Genomic DNA, 18,236 nt, shown 5'->3' with positions numbered 1-18,236 from the left:
TCACATGTAAATAAAATGGACATTCCATCCATCACCGGAGTGCGTTATGCGATCTCTGAGCGACCGCTTGCCGTTTAAAGATGAAAGCGATCCGATCTTCAGCCTGCCAGGCGGCGCGGAAGTCGGCGAGTGGGATAATTTGTTGTGGCAGGGCTGGCACAGCTTTCAGCGCGGTGAACAACCGGGCTGGATGCGGCGTAGCATTTTGCAGTCGTGGCAACGCTCGCAGCAGCGCGGTACCGATCCGGAGGATTTTACCTATATCGCCCCGCCCGCTGAGGAGTTGGCCGCGATTCTCGAACACAACGCCGAGTTGATCCTGGTTGCGCGCAGCATTATGGAGAACCTGCTGGCCTATAACCCGGATGGGCATATCAACCTGACCGATGCGCAGGGTGTGACGCTGCATTTCTGTGGCGCGGATATGACGCCTGTCGGCAGCATTCTGCGTGAAGAGGTACTGGGCACCAACTGCACGGCTCGCTGCCTGATTGAACAACGGCTGGTGTATGTACTGAGCGGTGAGAACTGGAAATTCGATCTGCGTAAACGCCATCGACAATGCGCTGCCGCTCCGGTGCGTGATGCCAGCGGTCAGTTGATTGGCGTGCTGACGCTGACCGCCACCCCCGATAACTTCAATGCACACACACTCGGTACGGTGCAGGCGGCAGCAGAAGCGGTCGGGCAACAGTTGATGCTGCGCCGTCTGCTGGCCGAGCAGCAGTCGATCCTTGAAACCCTGAATGAAGGGGTGATCGTCTGCGATCGCCACGGTCGGATCAAAACCCTGAACCGTTACGCCCGACAGATCTTTAGCGGGTTGGATCCTGATGCCGGGCCGATCGATGTGTTGTTGCAGCCGCAAGGCGCATCGCTGCTGACCATGCCATTCTGCAACGACCGCGAGCTGCAATTTATGCCCGATGGCGTGCAGTCGATCCCTTGCCTGATTTCGCTGATGCCCGCACCGGATGGGGGACGCGTGTTATCACTGCGCGAGAACCAGCGTATCCGCGCCATTACCCGCCGAGTGATGGGAGTCAGCGCCAGTTACACCTTTGAGATGATTCGCGGCCATGCGCCACGCGTGATGCAGGCGATTCAGAAAGCACGCGCCAGCAGCCGCACCGACAGTACCGTGTTGTTGACCGGTGAGAGCGGTACCGGCAAGGAGTTGTTTGCGCAGGCGATTCACAACGCCAGCCCGCGCCAGCAGGAAGCGTTCATCGCCCTTAACTGCGGTGCGCTACCGCGAGACCTGGTGCAAAGCGAACTGTTTGGTTATGTCGATGGTGCCTTTACCGGTTCACGGCGCGGCGGATCGCCAGGCAAATTTGAGCTGGCCGATGGCGGTACGCTGTTTCTGGACGAGATTGGAGAGATGCCGCTGGAGGCGCAGACCAGCCTGCTGCGCGTATTGCAGGAGAGCGAGGTGATGCGTATCGGGGCTGCCAATCCGCTGAAGGTCAATGTGCGGATTATCGCCGCCACCCACTGCAATTTGCTGGATGCCGTGGAAAAAGGCGCGTTTCGCCGCGATCTCTACTATCGCCTCAACGTGGTGTCACTGGAGATCCCCCCGTTGCGCGAGCGCCAGGAGGACATTCCCGGCCTGGTGAATACCTTTATTCTGGCGCTGTGCGCGCGCCTGAAACGCATCGCGCCCCAGGTGTCGCCGGATGCAATGCGCTGCTTGCAGGCGTGGCATTGGCCGGGCAACGTGCGTGAACTGGAGAATCTGGTCGAACGCATGGTGAATCTGTGTGAGGGACTGGAGATTGGCAGACAAGACCTGCCGGATGAAATGGTACAGCGCCATCAGCCAGCCGTGCAATTGCCTTCATTGCAGGAAAATGAGCGCCAACATGTGTTGCAGGTAGTGGCGGAGCAGCAGGGCAATCTGCGCCAGTCGGCGCAGCTGCTTGGGATTTCGCGCACCGCGTTGTACAACAAGCTAAATCAGTGGCAGGTGGACCTGGCATCGTTACGTCGGCGATTGTAGCGGCGCGATTTATCGCGCCGCTACGTTTCGGTTATGACAGGGACGCCCCGCCACATATCACCAGCTCCTGCCCGGTGATGGCATCTGCGGCGGGCGACAGCACAAATCCGGCCAACGCCGCCACTTCCTCCGGCTTGATATAGCGCCCTATCGGCGGCAGTTTTGGCGGTGAGCTGGCGCGGCCAGGTTGCAGCAGCATTGGCGTCTCGGTAGCACCCGGCGCAATCACATTCACCGTAATCCCCTGAGGCGCCAGCTCGGCGGCCCAGCTCCGTGCCATACCGACCATCGCCGCCTTGGTACTGACGTACTGGCTGCGCCCTGCTGCGCCGCGTGAGGTACGACTGCCAATCAGCAGGATACGATCGCCCCGTTGCATGCCGGGCTGCAACGCATTAGCCATGATTTGTGCCGCCTGCACATGCAGATACCACAGCCTGCTGCTGGCTTCTTCATCCAGCGCGCCCAAGGGCGCAGCCGCCATCATCCCTGCGGCATGCACCAGCGCATTAACGCCGGGCAACATCGCCAGCACCTGCTTCAGTCGCACAGCGTCATACAAATCGACGCTGACCGAGGTAAAAGCCGGATGATCTTTTTTCACCTCGCTGCGGCTTAAGCCGGTCACCTGCCAGCCCTGCTGCAACAGATGGTCGGCAATCGCCGCACCTATCCCGGAACTGACACCGGTCACCAGCGCATGGCGGCTCATGAGACAACCCAGGATTCATCAACGCGCACGTACTTAATCGCCTGACGGAAATACGTGTAAGCAATATGCAGCGCACCGTCCTCGCTCTGTTTAATGCTGGGGTAGGAGAACTCACGGTTTAATTTCTGTTGGGAGTTGTTGGTCATGCAGTAGCCATCGCCCTCATCGAGGTTGCGCTGCCAGGGCCAGCTCCGCCCACCATCCGCCGAGATCGCCAGCGTCATCGGCGCACGCGGCGCACCCCAGAATGCGGTGCGGCCACTGTGCACCACCGGCTCCGCCGCCACTGCGACGTCCCCTTCCTCCTCATCGTCGATTTCGTCATACAACGACAGGCGGCGCTCGCTGGCATCTTTGGCGCTCATGGCGTTAAACACCAGCGCCAGATGGCCGTTGTGCAGCGTGGTGACCTGAATCGAGGAGTTATTATTTGGCAGTTCCGTCGCCTGCGGCGCACTCCAGCTTTCGCCACCGTCATGAGAACGGCTTTGATAGATGTGATCTGCCCAGCGGCTGCGATACAACGCCAGCAGGCTACCATCCTGCAACAGGGTGATATTCATATGCACGCAGCCGAGGCTGTCCGGCACCGCCACATCGCGCCAGCTTTTGCCCTGATCGCTGGAGATTTTCACCGCGCTGACATCATCGTTACCGACCCATTTCACCCCCGGCTGGGTGCGGCAATAGAACACCGGCAGCAGCCAGTTGCCATTCGGCAGCACCACGATCGGCTGGCGGATAAAGGTACCGGGTTGATCAAGCAAGGTATCAATGGCGCTCCAGCTACGGCCAAAATCGCGTGACTGGCGATAGCGCACAATCGCGGTGTCCTGATTGCCGGACTTCTGTGCAGTCCACAACAGCCACAGCACCTGTTGCGGATCGAGGAACAGCACCGGATTTTGTTCCGATCGCGTCGGATCGTCCGACAACTTCTCTGCCTCGCTCCATTGATCGCTGCCTTTCGCCAGCCGTGAACACCAGACCGAGATATCCGCGATCCCTTCCTGCGTGCCGCCAAACCAGACGCACAGCAGGTCGCCATTCGGCAGCGGTAGCAGATTAGCAGCATGGTTCTGTGGACAGACCGAAGGCAGCATCGCGGTGAGCTGCTGCGCGTCCTGCGCGTGCGGATGAAGGTTACCGTTACGTTCGACGGTAAGGGTTAAGTCGGTCATATCAGGCTCCACTGTTTTGCATGGTTCGTTTCGGGGCATTTTTATCTTGCGTCTGGCGCGACGGGATCAGGCGGTCAATCACCATCACAAGCGCCGGGGTCAGCAATGCGACATACATGTTGTTGATACCAAAGGGATCGCCCAACAAATACCACACCGACGTCACCACACAGGCGGCAATCAGCCCGGCATTTGCCCCGCGTGTACTTTTAAAGAATGGCAGGTAGAACGCGATGATAGCGACCACCGAGATCGACAGACGGATGGCACGGGTGAAGAACGACAGCTTCAGCACTTCAGGCACGAACAAGACGAAGATCAGCGGCAGGAAACCAATCACCAGCGACAACCAACGCGTCATACGAAATTCACGCTCCGGGGTCGGATTGCGGTACGGAACATAAAAATCTTTCACCACCAGCGAGGCAATTGCCAGCGCGACGGTACTGACACTGACGAAAATCGATGCCACCAGCGAGGTGGTGACAATGCCTGCCAGCCACGGGCTCATATCCTGTAAAAACACTGGCAGCGCATACAGGCTCTTGATATCAGGATGCAGGAATTTTGCCGCCACGCCGATCAGCGCGATGGCGATGGCAATCGGCATACAAAAGAAGAAGGCAACCCAGGTGGCGCGCTTCGCCGATGCGGCGTTTTTGGTGGAAGCAATCGCCTGAATCACAAACTGGGTACAGAAGATGGAACCGATGGTGCCGATCAGCCAGGCAAAAATGGTGCTGGCCCCGACGTTACCATCCCAGGTCCAGTAGAAATGTGGCATCTGTTTGATCATCGGGCTGACACCACCGGTCATATGCAGCGCCACGCCGAGAATCACCATAATACCGATGTATTTCAGGCCGCTATGCAGCAGCGTCACCCAGGCGATGCCTTTCATGCCGCCAAAGACAAAATAGAAGGTACTGACCACCGCCGTGATAAACGCAGCGGTAGTGAGATTGAGGTTCAGCACCGTGGAAATGGCCGCTGCGCCGCTGACGTAGTTACCCACGTTCACCAGCAGCAGCGCGTAAATCATGATCAGCGAGATGATGTTTTTGGTCGAGTTACCGTAACGTTCGGCAATCGCCCCGGAAATGGTGATTTTCCCGGTGTTATAAATACGTTTGACCAGCAGCATACCAAACAGCGGGAAGCCTATCGCCGCACCGATTACCGACCAGGAGGCAGCAAAACCATCCTCAAAGGCGGCCTGGGCGGTGCCGATGGTGGATTTAGCACCAATATATTCTGACATCAGCATCACCCCGACGATAAACGCCGGCATGGCGCGCGAGCCAGCCATAAAATCACCGGTGTTTTTACTGCGCAAACGCCAGGTCAGCCAGGTGGTAAACAGGATATATGCGATCACAATCCCAACAATAATCACCATCCCTTCTGTAGAGAATTGTTTCATTTCAGCCTCATCGATAACGTAGGGTCGTGGCAGGCGCTGGGCTTCACGCACGCCGTTATAGCGATGGCATTTTTCTCTTTGTGGTGTCTTTGCACCGAACGCCATCCATTGCGCCTTGTGATTTATTTCAGTCAACAAAGAATGAAATCACGCAGCGAAGTGGCAATTTATAGGCGATAAGGGCAATGATTTGTTTGATCGTGCTCACAAACACTCAATATTGATTGGAAATAATCATATCGGTCATTTGCTCTATCCAACTTTCGGGGTTCACTTCATTTATCGCGCCGCTACGGAATGTGCCTTTATAGCGTCTGCTGCAAAAACTCCACAAAGGCGCTAATACGTGCAGGCAGTTGGCGCTGGGGCTGCCAGACGGCAAAGATATCGCCGTCTGGCGCACTCCAGTCGGGCAATACATGCAGCAGCTCGCCGCTGTTAATGCTGTGCTGCGCATCCCACCACGAACGCAGCAGAATGCCATGCCCGTCCTGCGCCAGTTGCATCGCCACTTCACCGTCATTGGTGACCAGGGTTCCGCGCACCTTTTGCGTCAGCTGCTGCCTGCCATCCGTCAGCCGCCACAGGGCAAAATCGCTTTCGTACTGACGCAGCAAAATGCAGTTATGCTGCGCCAGCGCCGCCACGCTGTCGGGCAGGCCACAACGCCCCGCGTAAGCTGGGGCACAGCACAGCACGCGCGGATTGGTCTGTAGCTTGCGTGCCATCAAGCGAGCATCCGGCGGCTCACCGACACGGATATCGATATCGATGTGCGCATCAAGGAAACTTAACGGCTGGCTGCTGAGTTGCAGGCTGAGTGACAATTCCGGGTGCAACGCCGCAAAGCGCGACACCAGCGGCGCAACATGGCGGCGACCGAACCCGAATGACGCATTGATATTCAATGAGCCGCGCAACACCGCCGTCTGGCTGCTGACCGACTCCTCCAGCTCCGCCAGTTGATCCAGCAGTGGGCGCGCGCCCTCCAGGTAGCGTTTTCCTTCCGCCGTCAGTTCCAGCCGTCGGGTGGTACGACGTAGCAACTGCACCCCCAGCCGCTGCTCCAACTGGCTCAGGCGTTTGCTCACCGCCGGTAACGAGAGTCCCAGCTCACGCGCTGCCGCCGTCAGGCTGCCAAGGGTGGCGATACGTACGAAAAACGCCAGGTCGTCGGTGGAGGTGCGCGATTCTCTACTTTTATTCAACATTGGCTTGCTGCTCAGGCTAATTATTTCCCCATGATGCAAAGTTATACTGCGGGCAGAACATCAACAGCAACCTGCGAGAAACCCTATGAGCGGCAAAACATTTAAAATCGCCGTCATCCCTGGCGATGGCATTGGTAAGGAAGTGATGCCAGAAGGCATCCGCGTGATGGACGCGGCAGCAAAAAAATTCAATATTCCGCTGGAGTGGCAATGGTTTGATTTCGCCAGCGCCGAGTACTGGCAGCAGCATGGCAAGATGTTGCCGGATGACTGGTTCGCTACCCTGCAAACCTTTGATGCGATCTACTTCGGTGCCGTTGGCTGGCCGGATGTGGTACCGGATCATGTCTCGCTGTGGGGATCGCTGTTGCAGTTCCGCCGCGAGTTCGATCAATACGTCAACCTGCGTCCGGTGCGTCTGATGCCGGGTGTCAAAGCGCCGCTGGCAAACCGTCAACCGGGCGATATCGATTTCTACGTGGTGCGTGAAAACACGGAAGGCGAATATTCCAGCGTCGGCGGCACCATGTTCCCTGGCACCGAGCGTGAAGTGGTGATTCAGGAGACGGTGATGACCCGTACCGGCGTCGATCGTATTCTGAAATTTGCTTACGAGCTGGCGCAGAAACGACCGAAAAAACACCTGACCTCGGCCACAAAATCCAACGGTATCGCCATCACCATGCCGTACTGGGACAGCCGTGTGGAAGCCATGTCAGCCAGCTACCCGGAGATTAAAGTCGATAAATATCATATTGATATCCTGACAGCTAACTTCGTGCTGCACCCGGACTGGTTCGATGTGGTGGTGGCGAGCAACCTGTTTGGCGATATCCTGTCGGATCTCGGCCCGGCCTGTACCGGCACCATCGGCATTGCGCCTTCAGCCAATATCAACCCGGAAGGGAAATTCCCGAGTCTGTTCGAACCGGTACACGGCTCCGCGCCGGATATCGCGGGCAAAGGCGTCGCCAACCCGATTGGACAGATTTGGTGTGGCGCAATGATGCTGGAACATTTGGGCTATGCCGAAGCCGGTGCAGCGGTGCTGGATGCCATTGAACGCACGCTGGCGGCGGGCACCAGCCTGACGCGCGACCTGGGCGGCAAGGCATCAACCGAGGAGCTGGGCGCAGCGATTGCAGCCGCGCTGTAATCACGCGTTGTCAGCAAAAACCGCGAGATAAATCGCGCCGCTACAACATGGCGCGATGTTAACGTAGCGGCGCGATTTATCGCGCAAAGTGTCCAGCGCCTTACGGCAAAATCTGTACCGTTTCGCTATGCCAGCCGGTCGGCAATGGCTGTGGGCGCACAATGGTGACGTTATGCAATTGCAGGTTCTCCACCCCGCGCGCATACAGGCCCGGCAGACCATGTGGATAAGCCGCAACCCCAAACGCCTGCCCGGTCTGGCTATCCAGCTTGTAGGCATTATCCAGTCCCATCCCCGTTGGTGATTCAGGATTACACGGCGGGCGCACATCGTAATATCCCTGTCCTTCAGCGGCCACCTGACGCAACTGCACGTTGCTCAGCATCACCTCGCGGATCTGCCCTGCCACCTCGCTATGCAGATTGATGGCCCCTTCCATCACGCCACTGACGTTGCTGAATTGCAGTTGTTCGATAACACCCGGCACGATCGCCGGATCGCGGGCGCGTACCGAAACAAACAGCGCATCGGCTTTGCCCCAGTGGCAGGGTGGCGCAAGGTGGCAGGCCAGCGTCAGATTGCTGAATAACAGGCGGCGGAAACTGCCGCCATCACGCGACAGCAGGCCAATCGCCCGATTGGAGTCGAAAATGGTGCAGCCACTGACGGTGACATCTTCCACATCATCAAAGGTTTCCGTGCCGATCTTGAACGCACAACTGTAAGAACGCAGTAGGCAATTGCTGATCATAATCTGCCGCGCTGCACGCCGCAGAGGGGCGGGTTTTTGCGTGGTTTTGATGCAAATGGCGTCATCTGCCGCACTCAGGTAGCAGTTGCTGACAAACACCGCTTCGCAGCTATCAATATCCAGCGCATCGGTATTGGGCATGGTCATGGCGTTATCAATCGTCAGGTGTTCGATATGCACATGGCGGCAGCTCACCAGATGAACCGTCCACATCGGTGCCTGCACAATGGTGAACTCCCGCAGCGTCACCTGTTCACAATCTTCAAACACGATAATCCGTGGGCGCTGAGGACGTGGCTGTCGATAACCCTGCTCATCCTTCTCGGCGGCAAACCAGGCTTCACCATCGCCATCAATCACCCCTTTACCGCTGATGCTGATATTGCGCTGGCCGACCGCATACAACAGCACATGCTGCGACAGCTCGGCCTGACTCTGCGCCAGACAGCGTTGATAATCCTCGACACTTTGGCTTGCCAGCAAGGTGGCCCCCGCCGCCAGATGCAGGTTGAGATGGGAACCCAGCGTGAGGGTGCCGAGGCGATAGCGGCCCGCTGGCACCGTCAGCGTCCCGCCGCCCTGCTGTGCCAGCTGATCCAGCGCACGTTGAAAACAATCAGTATCGAGGGTTTCGCCGTCAGCGACGGGGTGAAAATCAGCCAGTGAAAGGTGCATGCGGTTCTCCTGAGTTGCAGCGTAAGGCCATTGCAGCATGCACATGGCGCGAAAACCTTTCGCTGATGGACAAGGCGCTTATTTCACCGCGCCTTCGGTCACGCCACTGATAAATTTGCGCTGAAAGATGAGGAACACCGCCACCAGCGGCAGGATCACGATCATCGCGCCAGCCATCAATACCGGGATATCGATGGTGTTTTTATTCTGGAAGAACATCATGCCAATCGGCAGGGTACGCAGCTCGTCTTTGTTAACAAGAATCAGTGGGATCAGGAATTCGTTCCACGTCCAGATAAACAGCAGCAGCGCCAGGGTGGACAACGTCGGCCAGATGGCAGGCACCAGAATGCCCCACAAAATTTTGCGCCGTGACGCGCCATCCATGACTGAAGCCTCCACCAACTCGCGCGGTACCTGTTGCAGCGCCGTGGCGATCATCAGAGTGGTGAACGGCAGCGACAGCGCAATCTGCGGCAGGATCAGCGCCAGATAAGTATTGGTCAGCCCCATCCAGCGCAACTCGTGGTACAGCGGAATGATAAAGGCCTCACTTGGCAGCACCATCCCCAGCCCCAGCATCGCCGCCACCACTTTTTTGCCCGGAATCTTCAACCAGGCGAAACCAAACCCGGCCAGAATGCCCAGCAGGATGCTGCTAATCACCACCGGGATCACCACCAAAACCGAGTTCATAAAGTAAACGTTGAAATGGCCCTGCTGCCAGGCGGTGACGTAGTTTTTAAAGTTGAGCGAAGATGGCAGGGTAAACACCCCCTGGAACAGCTCCATCTGGGTTTTGAATGAGGTCATCAGCGCCATCAGAAATGGCAGGATGGTCATCAGCGCGACGATCCAGATAAGCGCACGAGAAACAACTGGCGTGCCACGCATCAGTGACGCTCCCGAATAACAAAGTGAATTAACGCGTTGATCAACAACACAATCATCATACTGAATACCGCCACTGCCGAGGCGTAGCCAAAGTAGTGCAGGTCGAAGCCCTGCTTATACATAAAGATGTTGGTCACCATAGTGGCGGTGCCCGGCCCGCCCTGCGTCATCACATAGACCAGGTCGAAGGCTTTCAGGCTGGCGATCACCGTCAGCAGCAAGGCAATGCGCAGCTCCGGGCGCAGTGACGGCAGCGTGATGCGCATAAATTTCTGCCGCCGCGAGGAGCCATCCAGATCCGCTGCTTCCAGCAATGACGGATCCATCCGTTGCAGGCCAGCCATAAACAGCACCAGACAAAAACCAAAGAAGTACCAGGTGGCGACAAAGCCGACGGCGGGGAGCGCCCAGGTGAAGTCGCCTAACCAGGAGATCGCCAACTGCGGCAATCCGATGGCGCGCAGGAACTGGTCAATCGGACCAAATGCCGGGTTGTACAGCCAACGCCATACCACGCCGAGTACCGCCATCGGCATGATATAAGGCAGAAAGAAGAAGATACGCAGCAGGCTGCGCTCCTTGTTGCTGCGCGTTTCATACAGGAAGCTGCACAGCAGCAGCCCAACACCAATCGGCAGCAGAGTGTAGAACAACATCAACAGCGCGTTGTTGCCCAGCGCCACCCAAAACACCGGGTCGCTGAACATACGCATATAGTTGCTGATGCCGGTAAAGATCGGCATCGAGGTGCCGTCCCACTCGGTAAAACTGATGCCCAGCGACGCCAGCAGCGGCAGCAACAGAAAGACCGCGTACACCAGCACCGCGGGCAGGAGATAGAGCGCATTGCGCCAGGCAGATTTGTTCAGCATAACCGTACTCGCTTGCGGGCCTGTCTGCGGTCCGGCATCGCTGCCGGACCGGATTTATCAGTGCTTAAGGGTTTTCAGGTAACGTTGATAGTTGTTGTCGAAGTTGGTGACCATCTGGTCAGCGGTTTGACGTCCCGCCAGCAGCAGCTGCACGTTCTGGTTCAGCTCGGCGTTCATGGTCGGTGTCGCCCAGTCAACGTAGTGACCAAGGCCATCGTGTTCATTAAGCGTCACCCACACCTGATACGTTTCCGCCAGCAGCGGGTTATCCGACGGGATCTGCGCATTTTTGCTGGCACTGGCAGGCAGGAAGCCAACTTTCAGCCAGCGGTTAGCCATCTCATCCGACACGATGTAGTCGATAAATTTCGCCGCGGCATCCTGCTGCTCTTTGCTTTTCGCCGTGCTGGTGATGGAGAACGCCAGGTCAGTGCCCCCGACCATTAACGCATGCTGCACGCCCTCGCCCATCGGCATTGCCGCGAAGTGAATATCTTTGTTGTCTTTGAACTGACCGAGATACCAGGTGCCGCTCACCAGGAAGGCCGCCTGACCGTTCTGGAACAGCGTGGCAGCATCGTCATGACCAATCCCCTGGAAACCTGGGAAGAAATACCCTTTGTCATTCCAGCTTTTCATCATGTTGGCGGCTTTGACTAACTTGTCATCTTTGAAAGTGCCGCCGACATCGTAAATCAGGTCATCCAGTTTTTTGCGATCGCTGCTTTCGATCTGCGCTTCCCAAAGGGTACTGAGCAGTTGCTGCCCCATATTACCGTCCAGCAAACCCAGCATCATCGGCGCGGTGCCCTGCGCTTTCAGTTTTTCCATTGCCTGTTCCAGCTCCGGCAGGGTTTTTGGCACCGCAATGCCGGCTTTATCCAGCAACGCTTTGTTGTAGTACAGACCGACCATTTCACCGAGGCTGGCAACGCCGTACAACTTGCCGCTACCGAAATCCTGGGTATCAGACCAACGGTTGCGTTTCAGAATTGAATCCGGGAAGCGCGTGGTCCAGCCGTAGGTTTTGGCGTAATCATCCAGCGGCCAGAGTAATTTGTCTTTGACCAGCGATCCCATATCGCCGCCGCCCTGATTGACCTGCGCAATCTGTGGGCCATCACCGGCGGTCAGCGCCAGTTTGAGCGGGATGCGGGTATCTTCAAAGGAGTGCACGGAACGCTGGATGACAATGCCCGGATTTTTTTGCTGGAACGCTTTAATCGCCTGATCCACCGCTTCGGTCTGCTGTGGATAGTTATAAATGTCCCATTCGTTAAGGGTCACGCTGGCGGCCTGCGCCATCGATGCGCCGAGCAGTACCCCAGCGGAAACCAGACGAGACAGGGTGCGCAGAGAGCGATGGAAGTACTGCGAACGTACGGTTGACTCACACATAATGCTCGGTTTCTCCAACAGATGACTGGCATCCCTTCATCTCGACACCCGCAGATCCCGCAGGTTGATTCAGCAGAAATATCGCGCTTATCCATACTTACTTTATGAACAAAAGAAAGTCAAACCTGTGCGGCGCGGAATTTTTGCTCTGTGATGCAGTGCAAAAAGTGAGAAGAAAGGCCCGTCGATCAGCAGAGAATGCTGCTTAATTCAGCAAAAATTGGCGGTAATCAGCCTGTCGGCAATGATGATCAGCATAAATCACTCATGATTTTGCCAGCCATTAAGCCACTGATAGAGCATATGAAAATCGTATAGTTATGACGAAGAAACGAAGGGAAATGGGTACAAGGCCCGCGCAGCAAGGACCAGCCAGCGCATTTTAGCGCGACTGTCATCGCATCAGTCATGCGCTGCGGTTATGCTTCTGTACCGCTTTGCGGGATGACGCAATTATTACACCTTGAAAACTAAGTCAGCTTTCATTACCGTAAAAACTGTTCATCTCCTGACCACAGAGGCTCCACCATGACGGCTGAAGGTGTTATTCGTCACGCCACCGAGGCGGATTTTCCCGCGCTCTCGCGTATTTGCTTAGAAACCGCCAATGCGGGAAAGGATGCGACGGCGCTTTATTCCGATCCCGCCCTGCCTGGCCTGCGCTTTGTGATCCCTTACGCGCGCTTCGTCCCTGAGTTTGCCCTGGTGCTGGAGCAGCACGGCGTGGTGGTGGGCTACGCCGTAGCGGTGCCGGATACCCGCACGTTTGAGGCCATCCTCAATCAACAGTGGTGGCCGATGTTGCAGACGCAATATCGCGCCACTCCCGCCAGCGCACCACTCGACAGCAAAGTGCTGGATGCCATCCGCCAGCCGGATGCCGCCGCCGAGCAACTGGTAAGCCAGTGGCCTGCGCATCTGCATATCAATCTGTTGCCTGTGGCACAGCAAGGCGGCTGGGGACGTAAGCTGATCGAGCAATTGTTGACGCTGCTGCGTCAGGCCGGCGTTTCCGGCGTACATCTTGGCGTCAGCCTGCAAAACGAGCAGGTGTGCGGTTTTTATCAGCGCCTTGGCTTTACGCCTATCGTGCGCAGCAACGCCATCTATATGGGCCAGTTACTTTAAGCGAGACACAGCATGACCAGCCTGCATCTGCAAAGCGTTAAGAAATCCTATGAGAACGTGAACGTGATTCACGGTATCGATCTCACCATCAACAGCGGCGAGTTTGTGGTGTTTGTTGGCCCTTCCGGCTGCGGTAAATCGACGCTGTTACGCATGATTGCCGGGCTGGAGGAGATCAGCGACGGCAAGTTGCTGATTGAGGGAGCGGATATGACGCACCAGCCCGCCACCGAGCGTGGCATTGCGATGGTGTTTCAGTCCTACGCGCTCTACCCGAATATGACGGTGCGCGGCAACCTCGCTTATCCGCTGGAGGTGATGAAACGCCCGAAAGCGGAGATTGAACAGGCGATACGCCAGACCGCCGAGCGTCTGCATTTAACGGAATTGCTGGATCGGCTGCCGCGTGCTCTGTCCGGCGGGCAGCGTCAACGCGTGGCGATAGGCCGCGCCATTATTCGCCATCCGCGCATTTTCCTGTTTGATGAACCGCTGTCGAACCTCGATGCCGAATTGCGTTTGCAGATGCGTATTGAGATCGCCCGCCTGCACGCTTCACTCGGCAATACCATGATTTACGTTACCCATGACCAGTTAGAAGCGATGACGCTGGCTGACCGTATCGTGGTGCTGCGTAAGGGGCAGATTGAGCAGGTTGGCGCCCCCCTGGAGTTGTACCGCGACCCGGATAACCTGTTTGTCGCCGGGTTTATCGGCTCACCGAAAATGAACTTCTTACCGGCCGAAGTGGCGGCGTTGGCCCCCGGTCAGGTGCAACTACGCGTGCCAGCGCTGGGGATTCAGGCGTTAACCCTGAAGCTGGCGGCGACCTGCCACGAAGGGCAGAAAGTGACGCTGGGGGTGCGGCCTGAGCATTTTCAGCTCGCCCCGGATGCCAACGCGCCGCTGAGTTTTAGTGCACCGCTGTCGTTCAGCGAGATGCTGGGACATACCAATTATCTTTATCTGGATGTCGGGCAGGAGCGTCTGCTGGTGATTGAGGAGCGCCATGCGACTCATCATGAGATTGGCGAACTGATGCGTTATCAATTGGATGCGGGGAGTTGTTTGTTGTTTGATGAGCAGGGGATGCGGTTGCGGTGAGGAGGTTTCGGCTGCCGGGCCAGCAGCGGTCTGGCACCGGGAAGGTTCCGCCCGCCCCACCGCCTGAAAGTCAGGTGCTCTCTTCATTGCGCGATAAATCGCGCAATGAAGAGGCTGCCGCAGGGCCCGGCAGTGCAGAGGACGCCGCACCGGCGAACTGAAACTGCATCAGCCTGTGGCGAACGAAATCCGCTCAGGGTAAAGTCAGTTATCGCAGATTTAAGACGCGATCTCTTCATCCGCCTGCGCGGCCAGCAAATCCAGCAACTTATTCACCGCAAAACCCGCCGCGCCCTGCGCCCACATCCGATTAGACTCGGTCAGGAACTGCAACGGCGTCATATGCGGCGTCAATTTCAGGCGATAGTTCTGGAAGCTTTGGGTGATATGGTCCAGCAGGATACGCGACGCCATCTGCGGCTCCATCGCCAGATAAACCACATCCGGGTCGTAGGCAATTGACAGGTTCGCCAGTGACATCCCCAACTGATGCCCGGCTTCCGCCAGCGCACTCAGCACCTCCGGTGTCGGACGCATATCGAGGTCACGCAACGCCTGCGGCACCTCATCTTTCAACGTGGCAGCCACCCGTTGCAGGATCGCCTGCGATGAGGCGACATCCTCCAACAGGCGTTCGGAGCCGTCGCCCAGCAGGGCATTGCCAATCTCCCCCGCTTTGCCGTGGCGGCCCCGATATAGCTGGCGATCGAGCAGAATCCCTGCGCCAATGCCTTTGCCAAAGGTGGCGATAATCGCCGACTGAGCATGGCCGAGCTGACCAAAAACCAGCGCCGCCATCGCCAGCGCATTGGCGTCGTTTTCGATAAATACCGGCAGCGAAAAACGCTCTTCCAGCAGGCGAGCAATCGGCACGTTGTCCCAGTCCAGCACGCGGGAGCGCACGCAGTAGCCGTTGCTGGCATCCACCAATCCGGAAAGCGCCAGGCCAATCGCCCCCACTTTCTTGCCCTCGACGCCACGCAAGAACTTCGCCAGCGCATCGCCCAGTTGCTTGGGCGTCATCGCACCGGAAGGCATCTGCTGCTCGCCAATAATGTTGCCACCAAGGTCGGTCAGCACGATCAAATTGCGTTCGGCGTTGAGCTGGATACCCACCACGCTGGCGTGGTCAGGATTAAGACCGAGCAGGGTTTTTGGACGCCCCATCGAAACGCGTCGCAACCCCAGCTCCTGCACAATACCCCGCGTCAGCAGGCGATTGGTGGCCTGCGAAACCGTTGACATACTCAAGCCGCTGCGCACTTTCAGATCGGACTGGCTGATCGGCGCATTTTCGACAATCAGCCGCAGAATTCGGGCGGTTACGTTCGGAGCGATCATGGTTCTCTTTATCAGCAGAATGAAAAGGTTATGCGGGTTGGCTCAGGCTAAACTGCGTGGCGAGCCGGATCGCGCCACTCAGCGCATCCCCCTGCGGCGGCACCAGCAACGCGGCGATCTCCGCCGGGAGCCAGGGCTGAATCGGGGCGGCTAAGCCCCCCATCAGCGCCAGATTACCGTGACTACGCGCCAGCAGCGGCTGCACCATCTGCGCGATATCCGCTGCGGTTTGCTGAATCAACGCCATGCCATGCACATCTCCCGCCTGCGCGGCAGCGAAAACGTCCGGCACCACCCGGCCCCAGTCAGCCGGTGTGGCATGACGTGACCAGATTAGCATCTGTTCCGGGCTGTCGTGATAATGCGCCATGATGCGTTGCGTCAGCGCAGAAGGTGGCACAATGCCTTCGTGTGCCAACAGCGCCAGCCTGAGTGTGCGCTGGCCCAGCACCGCGCCCGATCCGGCATCGGACAGGGCAAAACCCCAGCCGCCGAGCAGCGTAAATTGCGTGCCATCCCAGGCTGCCCCCTGGCTACCGGTGCCGGTGATAAACACCGCACCCGGCGCGCCATGATGCGCACCGGCACAGGCGATTTCGACATCGGTGAAGACATAGCGTGCCTGACAAACCGGCTGCCAGCTCTGCAGCCGGGCTTTCACCGAGGTAACATTGGCACCCGCCAGCCCCGCCACCAGCACCGTTTGCGCCCGCGCCGTCGCCGGTAAGGCCGCCTGGGTGAAGAGATCGTCAATCACCCGATCAATCGCATCAATGGCCGCCTCAAACTGCGACCAGACGTTAGCAGGCCCACCGCGCGCTTCCGCCAGCAGCTGTCCCTGAGCGTCGGTGAGACGTCCACGACAGTGCGTACCACCACCATCAATACCCAGCATCAGTGACTGCACGCGCTTCCTCCTGCTTTGCTCCGCACGGAATGACTCTTTATAGATGTGCGAAAGATAGGGTAAAAAAACTTAAATCGCAATAACAAATAAATATGGAAGCCACGACACCAAATAAAAATGATTAAAATCATACAAATAATAAAAACACACATTTCTTTCACCAGGATATCCATTGACATTAGTTTTTCTGCCGTAATAAGTTAGCGGTCATATTATCAGCAGCCTGATGGGTCGGGCGGCTAACAGGCAACGGGCTTCAGGGGTACAACATGAAAGTGGGCATTATTGGTCTTGGCTTTCGTCTTTCCCATGTGGTGAAAGAGTTCAGCAAAGCCGATACAGAGTTCTCCGTCGTGGGTTATGTCGATCCGGCTCCGGCGGGTTTACCTAATCTTCACACCTTCGGCATCGATCCCGGCAAAGCATTCGACAGCATCGACGCCCTGCTGAGTCATGGCGGCTTTGATCTGCTGCTGGTCGGTTCACCGAACTTTATGCATCTTGAGCATATCCGTCAGGGACTCGCCGCGGGTTATACCGTCTTCACTGAGAAGCCGGTGGTGATCAATGAAGAACAGACTATGGCGATGGCGCAGCTGGTGCAGCAATACGGGCATGAACGCATTCTGGTCGGCCTGGTGCTGCGCTACTCGCCGCTGTACCACGATCTGCTGGCAGCGCGTGATGACAACCGTCTCGGAGAAATCACCTCCATCGAAGCCACCGAACATATCAAGCCGTATCACGGTGCCTTCTTCCAGCGTGACTGGCGTCGTCTGGAAAAATACGCCGGTCCCTACATTCTGGAAAAATGCTGCCACGATATCGATCTGTATCAGGGATTGATGGGTGAACGTCCAGTGCGCGTCGCCAGCTTTGGTGGCCGTAAATCCTTTACCCCGCAACACGCGCCGCAAGGTGCCGTGACGGCAGATTCCGAGCTGTATCACGTCAAGCCGAGCGGCTGGTCAAGCACCGATGCGGTGTTCGACAGCGACGCCGATATCGTTGACTACCAGACAGCGCTGATTGAATACGCCGGTGGCGCTACCCTCGCCTTCCACGCCAACCTTAACGTGCCGGATGAGTTCCGTCGTTTCTGCGTCATGGGTACCGATGGCATGGCTGAGGGCGACTTTGTACGTAACTACTTCCGTGTACACAACGCCCGTACTGGCGAACGTGAAGTGGATACCGTCTACAGCGGCAACGCTTACGATGGCCACTATGGCGCTGATGCCCTGATGGCCGAAGAAATCGTGAAACACATTAAACAGGGAACGCCGCTGAAGGTCACGGTGGTGGACGCGCTGGAAGCGGGACTCACCGCGATAAAAATCGACGAAGCGCGAAAATCGAAAACCGTGGTGGATATGACAGAAAGCTGGAAAAAATTTGATGCCAGCCTGGGGAAAACAGCGGCCGTCTGACGGCCACTGCTCGCGATCCCAGCCCCCTGATCGCGAGCTTTGTCATGG

General features: G+C 57.3%; 15 protein-coding genes. 5 read left to right on the top strand and 10 right to left on the bottom strand.

Features of this window, described 5'->3' with window-relative positions; translation table 11 throughout:
• Nucleotides 1-46: 46 nt before the first annotated feature.
• A complete protein-coding gene (locus AC6I8N_RS02165) occupies nucleotides 47-2,005 on the top strand; it encodes a sigma-54-dependent Fis family transcriptional regulator (protein ID WP_497829948.1) in 1,959 nt (652 codons plus the stop codon).
• 31 nt (nucleotides 2,006-2,036) lie between these two features.
• Here the strand turns inward: AC6I8N_RS02165 and AC6I8N_RS02160 are convergent, their stop codons facing one another.
• From AC6I8N_RS02160 to AC6I8N_RS02145, 4 genes are all read right to left on the bottom strand, one after another.
• The gene (locus AC6I8N_RS02160) at nucleotides 2,037-2,717 is read right to left on the bottom strand and encodes an SDR family NAD(P)-dependent oxidoreductase (protein ID WP_497829947.1); all 681 of its coding nucleotides are present in this window, start codon (nucleotides 2,715-2,717) and stop codon (nucleotides 2,037-2,039) included.
• A complete protein-coding gene (locus AC6I8N_RS02155; protein WP_497829946.1) occupies nucleotides 2,714-3,898 on the bottom strand; it encodes a sialidase family protein in 1,185 nt (394 codons plus the stop codon). The genes AC6I8N_RS02160 and AC6I8N_RS02155 overlap by 4 nt, the downstream gene beginning before the upstream one ends.
• 1 nt (nucleotide 3,899) lies before the next feature.
• Complete coding sequence (locus tag AC6I8N_RS02150) at nucleotides 3,900-5,321, bottom strand: sodium:solute symporter family protein (RefSeq protein WP_036626386.1); 1,422 nt, start codon at nucleotides 5,319-5,321, stop codon at nucleotides 3,900-3,902.
• 305 nt (nucleotides 5,322-5,626) lie between these two features.
• Nucleotides 5,627-6,532, bottom strand: a complete 906-nt coding sequence (locus tag AC6I8N_RS02145) for a LysR family transcriptional regulator (protein ID WP_497829945.1) — start codon at nucleotides 6,530-6,532, stop codon at nucleotides 5,627-5,629.
• A gap of 85 nt (nucleotides 6,533-6,617) precedes the next feature.
• Between AC6I8N_RS02145 and AC6I8N_RS02140 the strand changes: the two genes are divergently transcribed.
• Complete coding sequence (locus tag AC6I8N_RS02140; RefSeq protein ID WP_021184163.1) at nucleotides 6,618-7,688, top strand: tartrate dehydrogenase; 1,071 nt, start codon at nucleotides 6,618-6,620, stop codon at nucleotides 7,686-7,688.
• 100 nt (nucleotides 7,689-7,788) lie between these two features.
• Here the strand turns inward: AC6I8N_RS02140 and AC6I8N_RS02135 are convergent, their stop codons facing one another.
• From AC6I8N_RS02135 to AC6I8N_RS02120, 4 genes are all read right to left on the bottom strand, one after another.
• Nucleotides 7,789-9,114, bottom strand: a complete 1,326-nt coding sequence (locus AC6I8N_RS02135) for a glycoside hydrolase family 28 protein (protein WP_497829944.1) — start codon at nucleotides 9,112-9,114, stop codon at nucleotides 7,789-7,791.
• A 78-nt stretch (nucleotides 9,115-9,192) separates the two neighbouring features.
• Nucleotides 9,193-10,008 carry a carbohydrate ABC transporter permease gene (locus tag AC6I8N_RS02130; protein ID WP_021184161.1) on the bottom strand — a complete coding sequence of 272 codons (816 nt, stop codon included), beginning with the start codon at nucleotides 10,006-10,008 and terminating at the stop codon, nucleotides 9,193-9,195.
• Entirely contained in the window at nucleotides 10,008-10,880 is an 873-nt protein-coding gene (locus AC6I8N_RS02125; RefSeq protein WP_013507566.1) for a carbohydrate ABC transporter permease, read from the bottom strand. Before AC6I8N_RS02125 ends, AC6I8N_RS02130 begins: the two co-directional genes overlap by 1 nt.
• A 57-nt stretch (nucleotides 10,881-10,937) precedes the next feature.
• Entirely contained in the window at nucleotides 10,938-12,278 is a 1,341-nt protein-coding gene (locus AC6I8N_RS02120; RefSeq protein WP_021184160.1) for an ABC transporter substrate-binding protein, read from the bottom strand.
• Nucleotides 12,279-12,806: 528 nt separating this feature from the next.
• On the opposite strand from AC6I8N_RS02120, the gene AC6I8N_RS02115 reads away from it, so the two are divergent.
• Both AC6I8N_RS02115 and AC6I8N_RS02110 read left to right on the top strand, forming a co-directional pair.
• Complete coding sequence (locus AC6I8N_RS02115; protein ID WP_497829943.1) at nucleotides 12,807-13,406, top strand: GNAT family N-acetyltransferase; 600 nt, start codon at nucleotides 12,807-12,809, stop codon at nucleotides 13,404-13,406.
• A gap of 12 nt (nucleotides 13,407-13,418) precedes the next feature.
• A complete protein-coding gene (locus tag AC6I8N_RS02110) occupies nucleotides 13,419-14,510 on the top strand; it encodes an ABC transporter ATP-binding protein (protein ID WP_497829942.1) in 1,092 nt (363 codons plus the stop codon).
• A gap of 219 nt (nucleotides 14,511-14,729) precedes the next feature.
• Here the strand turns inward: AC6I8N_RS02110 and AC6I8N_RS02105 are convergent, their stop codons facing one another.
• Both AC6I8N_RS02105 and AC6I8N_RS02100 read right to left on the bottom strand, forming a co-directional pair.
• Nucleotides 14,730-15,851 (bottom strand): ROK family transcriptional regulator, encoded by a 1,122-nt coding sequence (locus tag AC6I8N_RS02105; RefSeq protein WP_021184155.1) that lies wholly within the window; start codon nucleotides 15,849-15,851, stop codon nucleotides 14,730-14,732.
• Between the two features lie 28 nt (nucleotides 15,852-15,879).
• Entirely contained in the window at nucleotides 15,880-16,746 is an 867-nt protein-coding gene (locus AC6I8N_RS02100) for a glucosamine kinase nucleotide-binding domain-containing protein (protein WP_497830655.1), read from the bottom strand.
• Between the two features lie 281 nt (nucleotides 16,747-17,027).
• Between AC6I8N_RS02100 and AC6I8N_RS02095 the strand changes: the two genes are divergently transcribed.
• Nucleotides 17,028-18,188 carry a Gfo/Idh/MocA family protein gene (locus AC6I8N_RS02095; protein WP_415173109.1) on the top strand — a complete coding sequence of 387 codons (1,161 nt, stop codon included), beginning with the start codon at nucleotides 17,028-17,030 and terminating at the stop codon, nucleotides 18,186-18,188.
• Nucleotides 18,189-18,236 lie beyond the last annotated feature (48 nt).

Source organism: Pantoea sp. X-Soil-TKNS-1279 (genome assembly GCF_059730565.1).
Note: the sequence above shows the minus strand (reverse complement) of the source record. Positions and strands in the feature narration are given on the sequence as shown.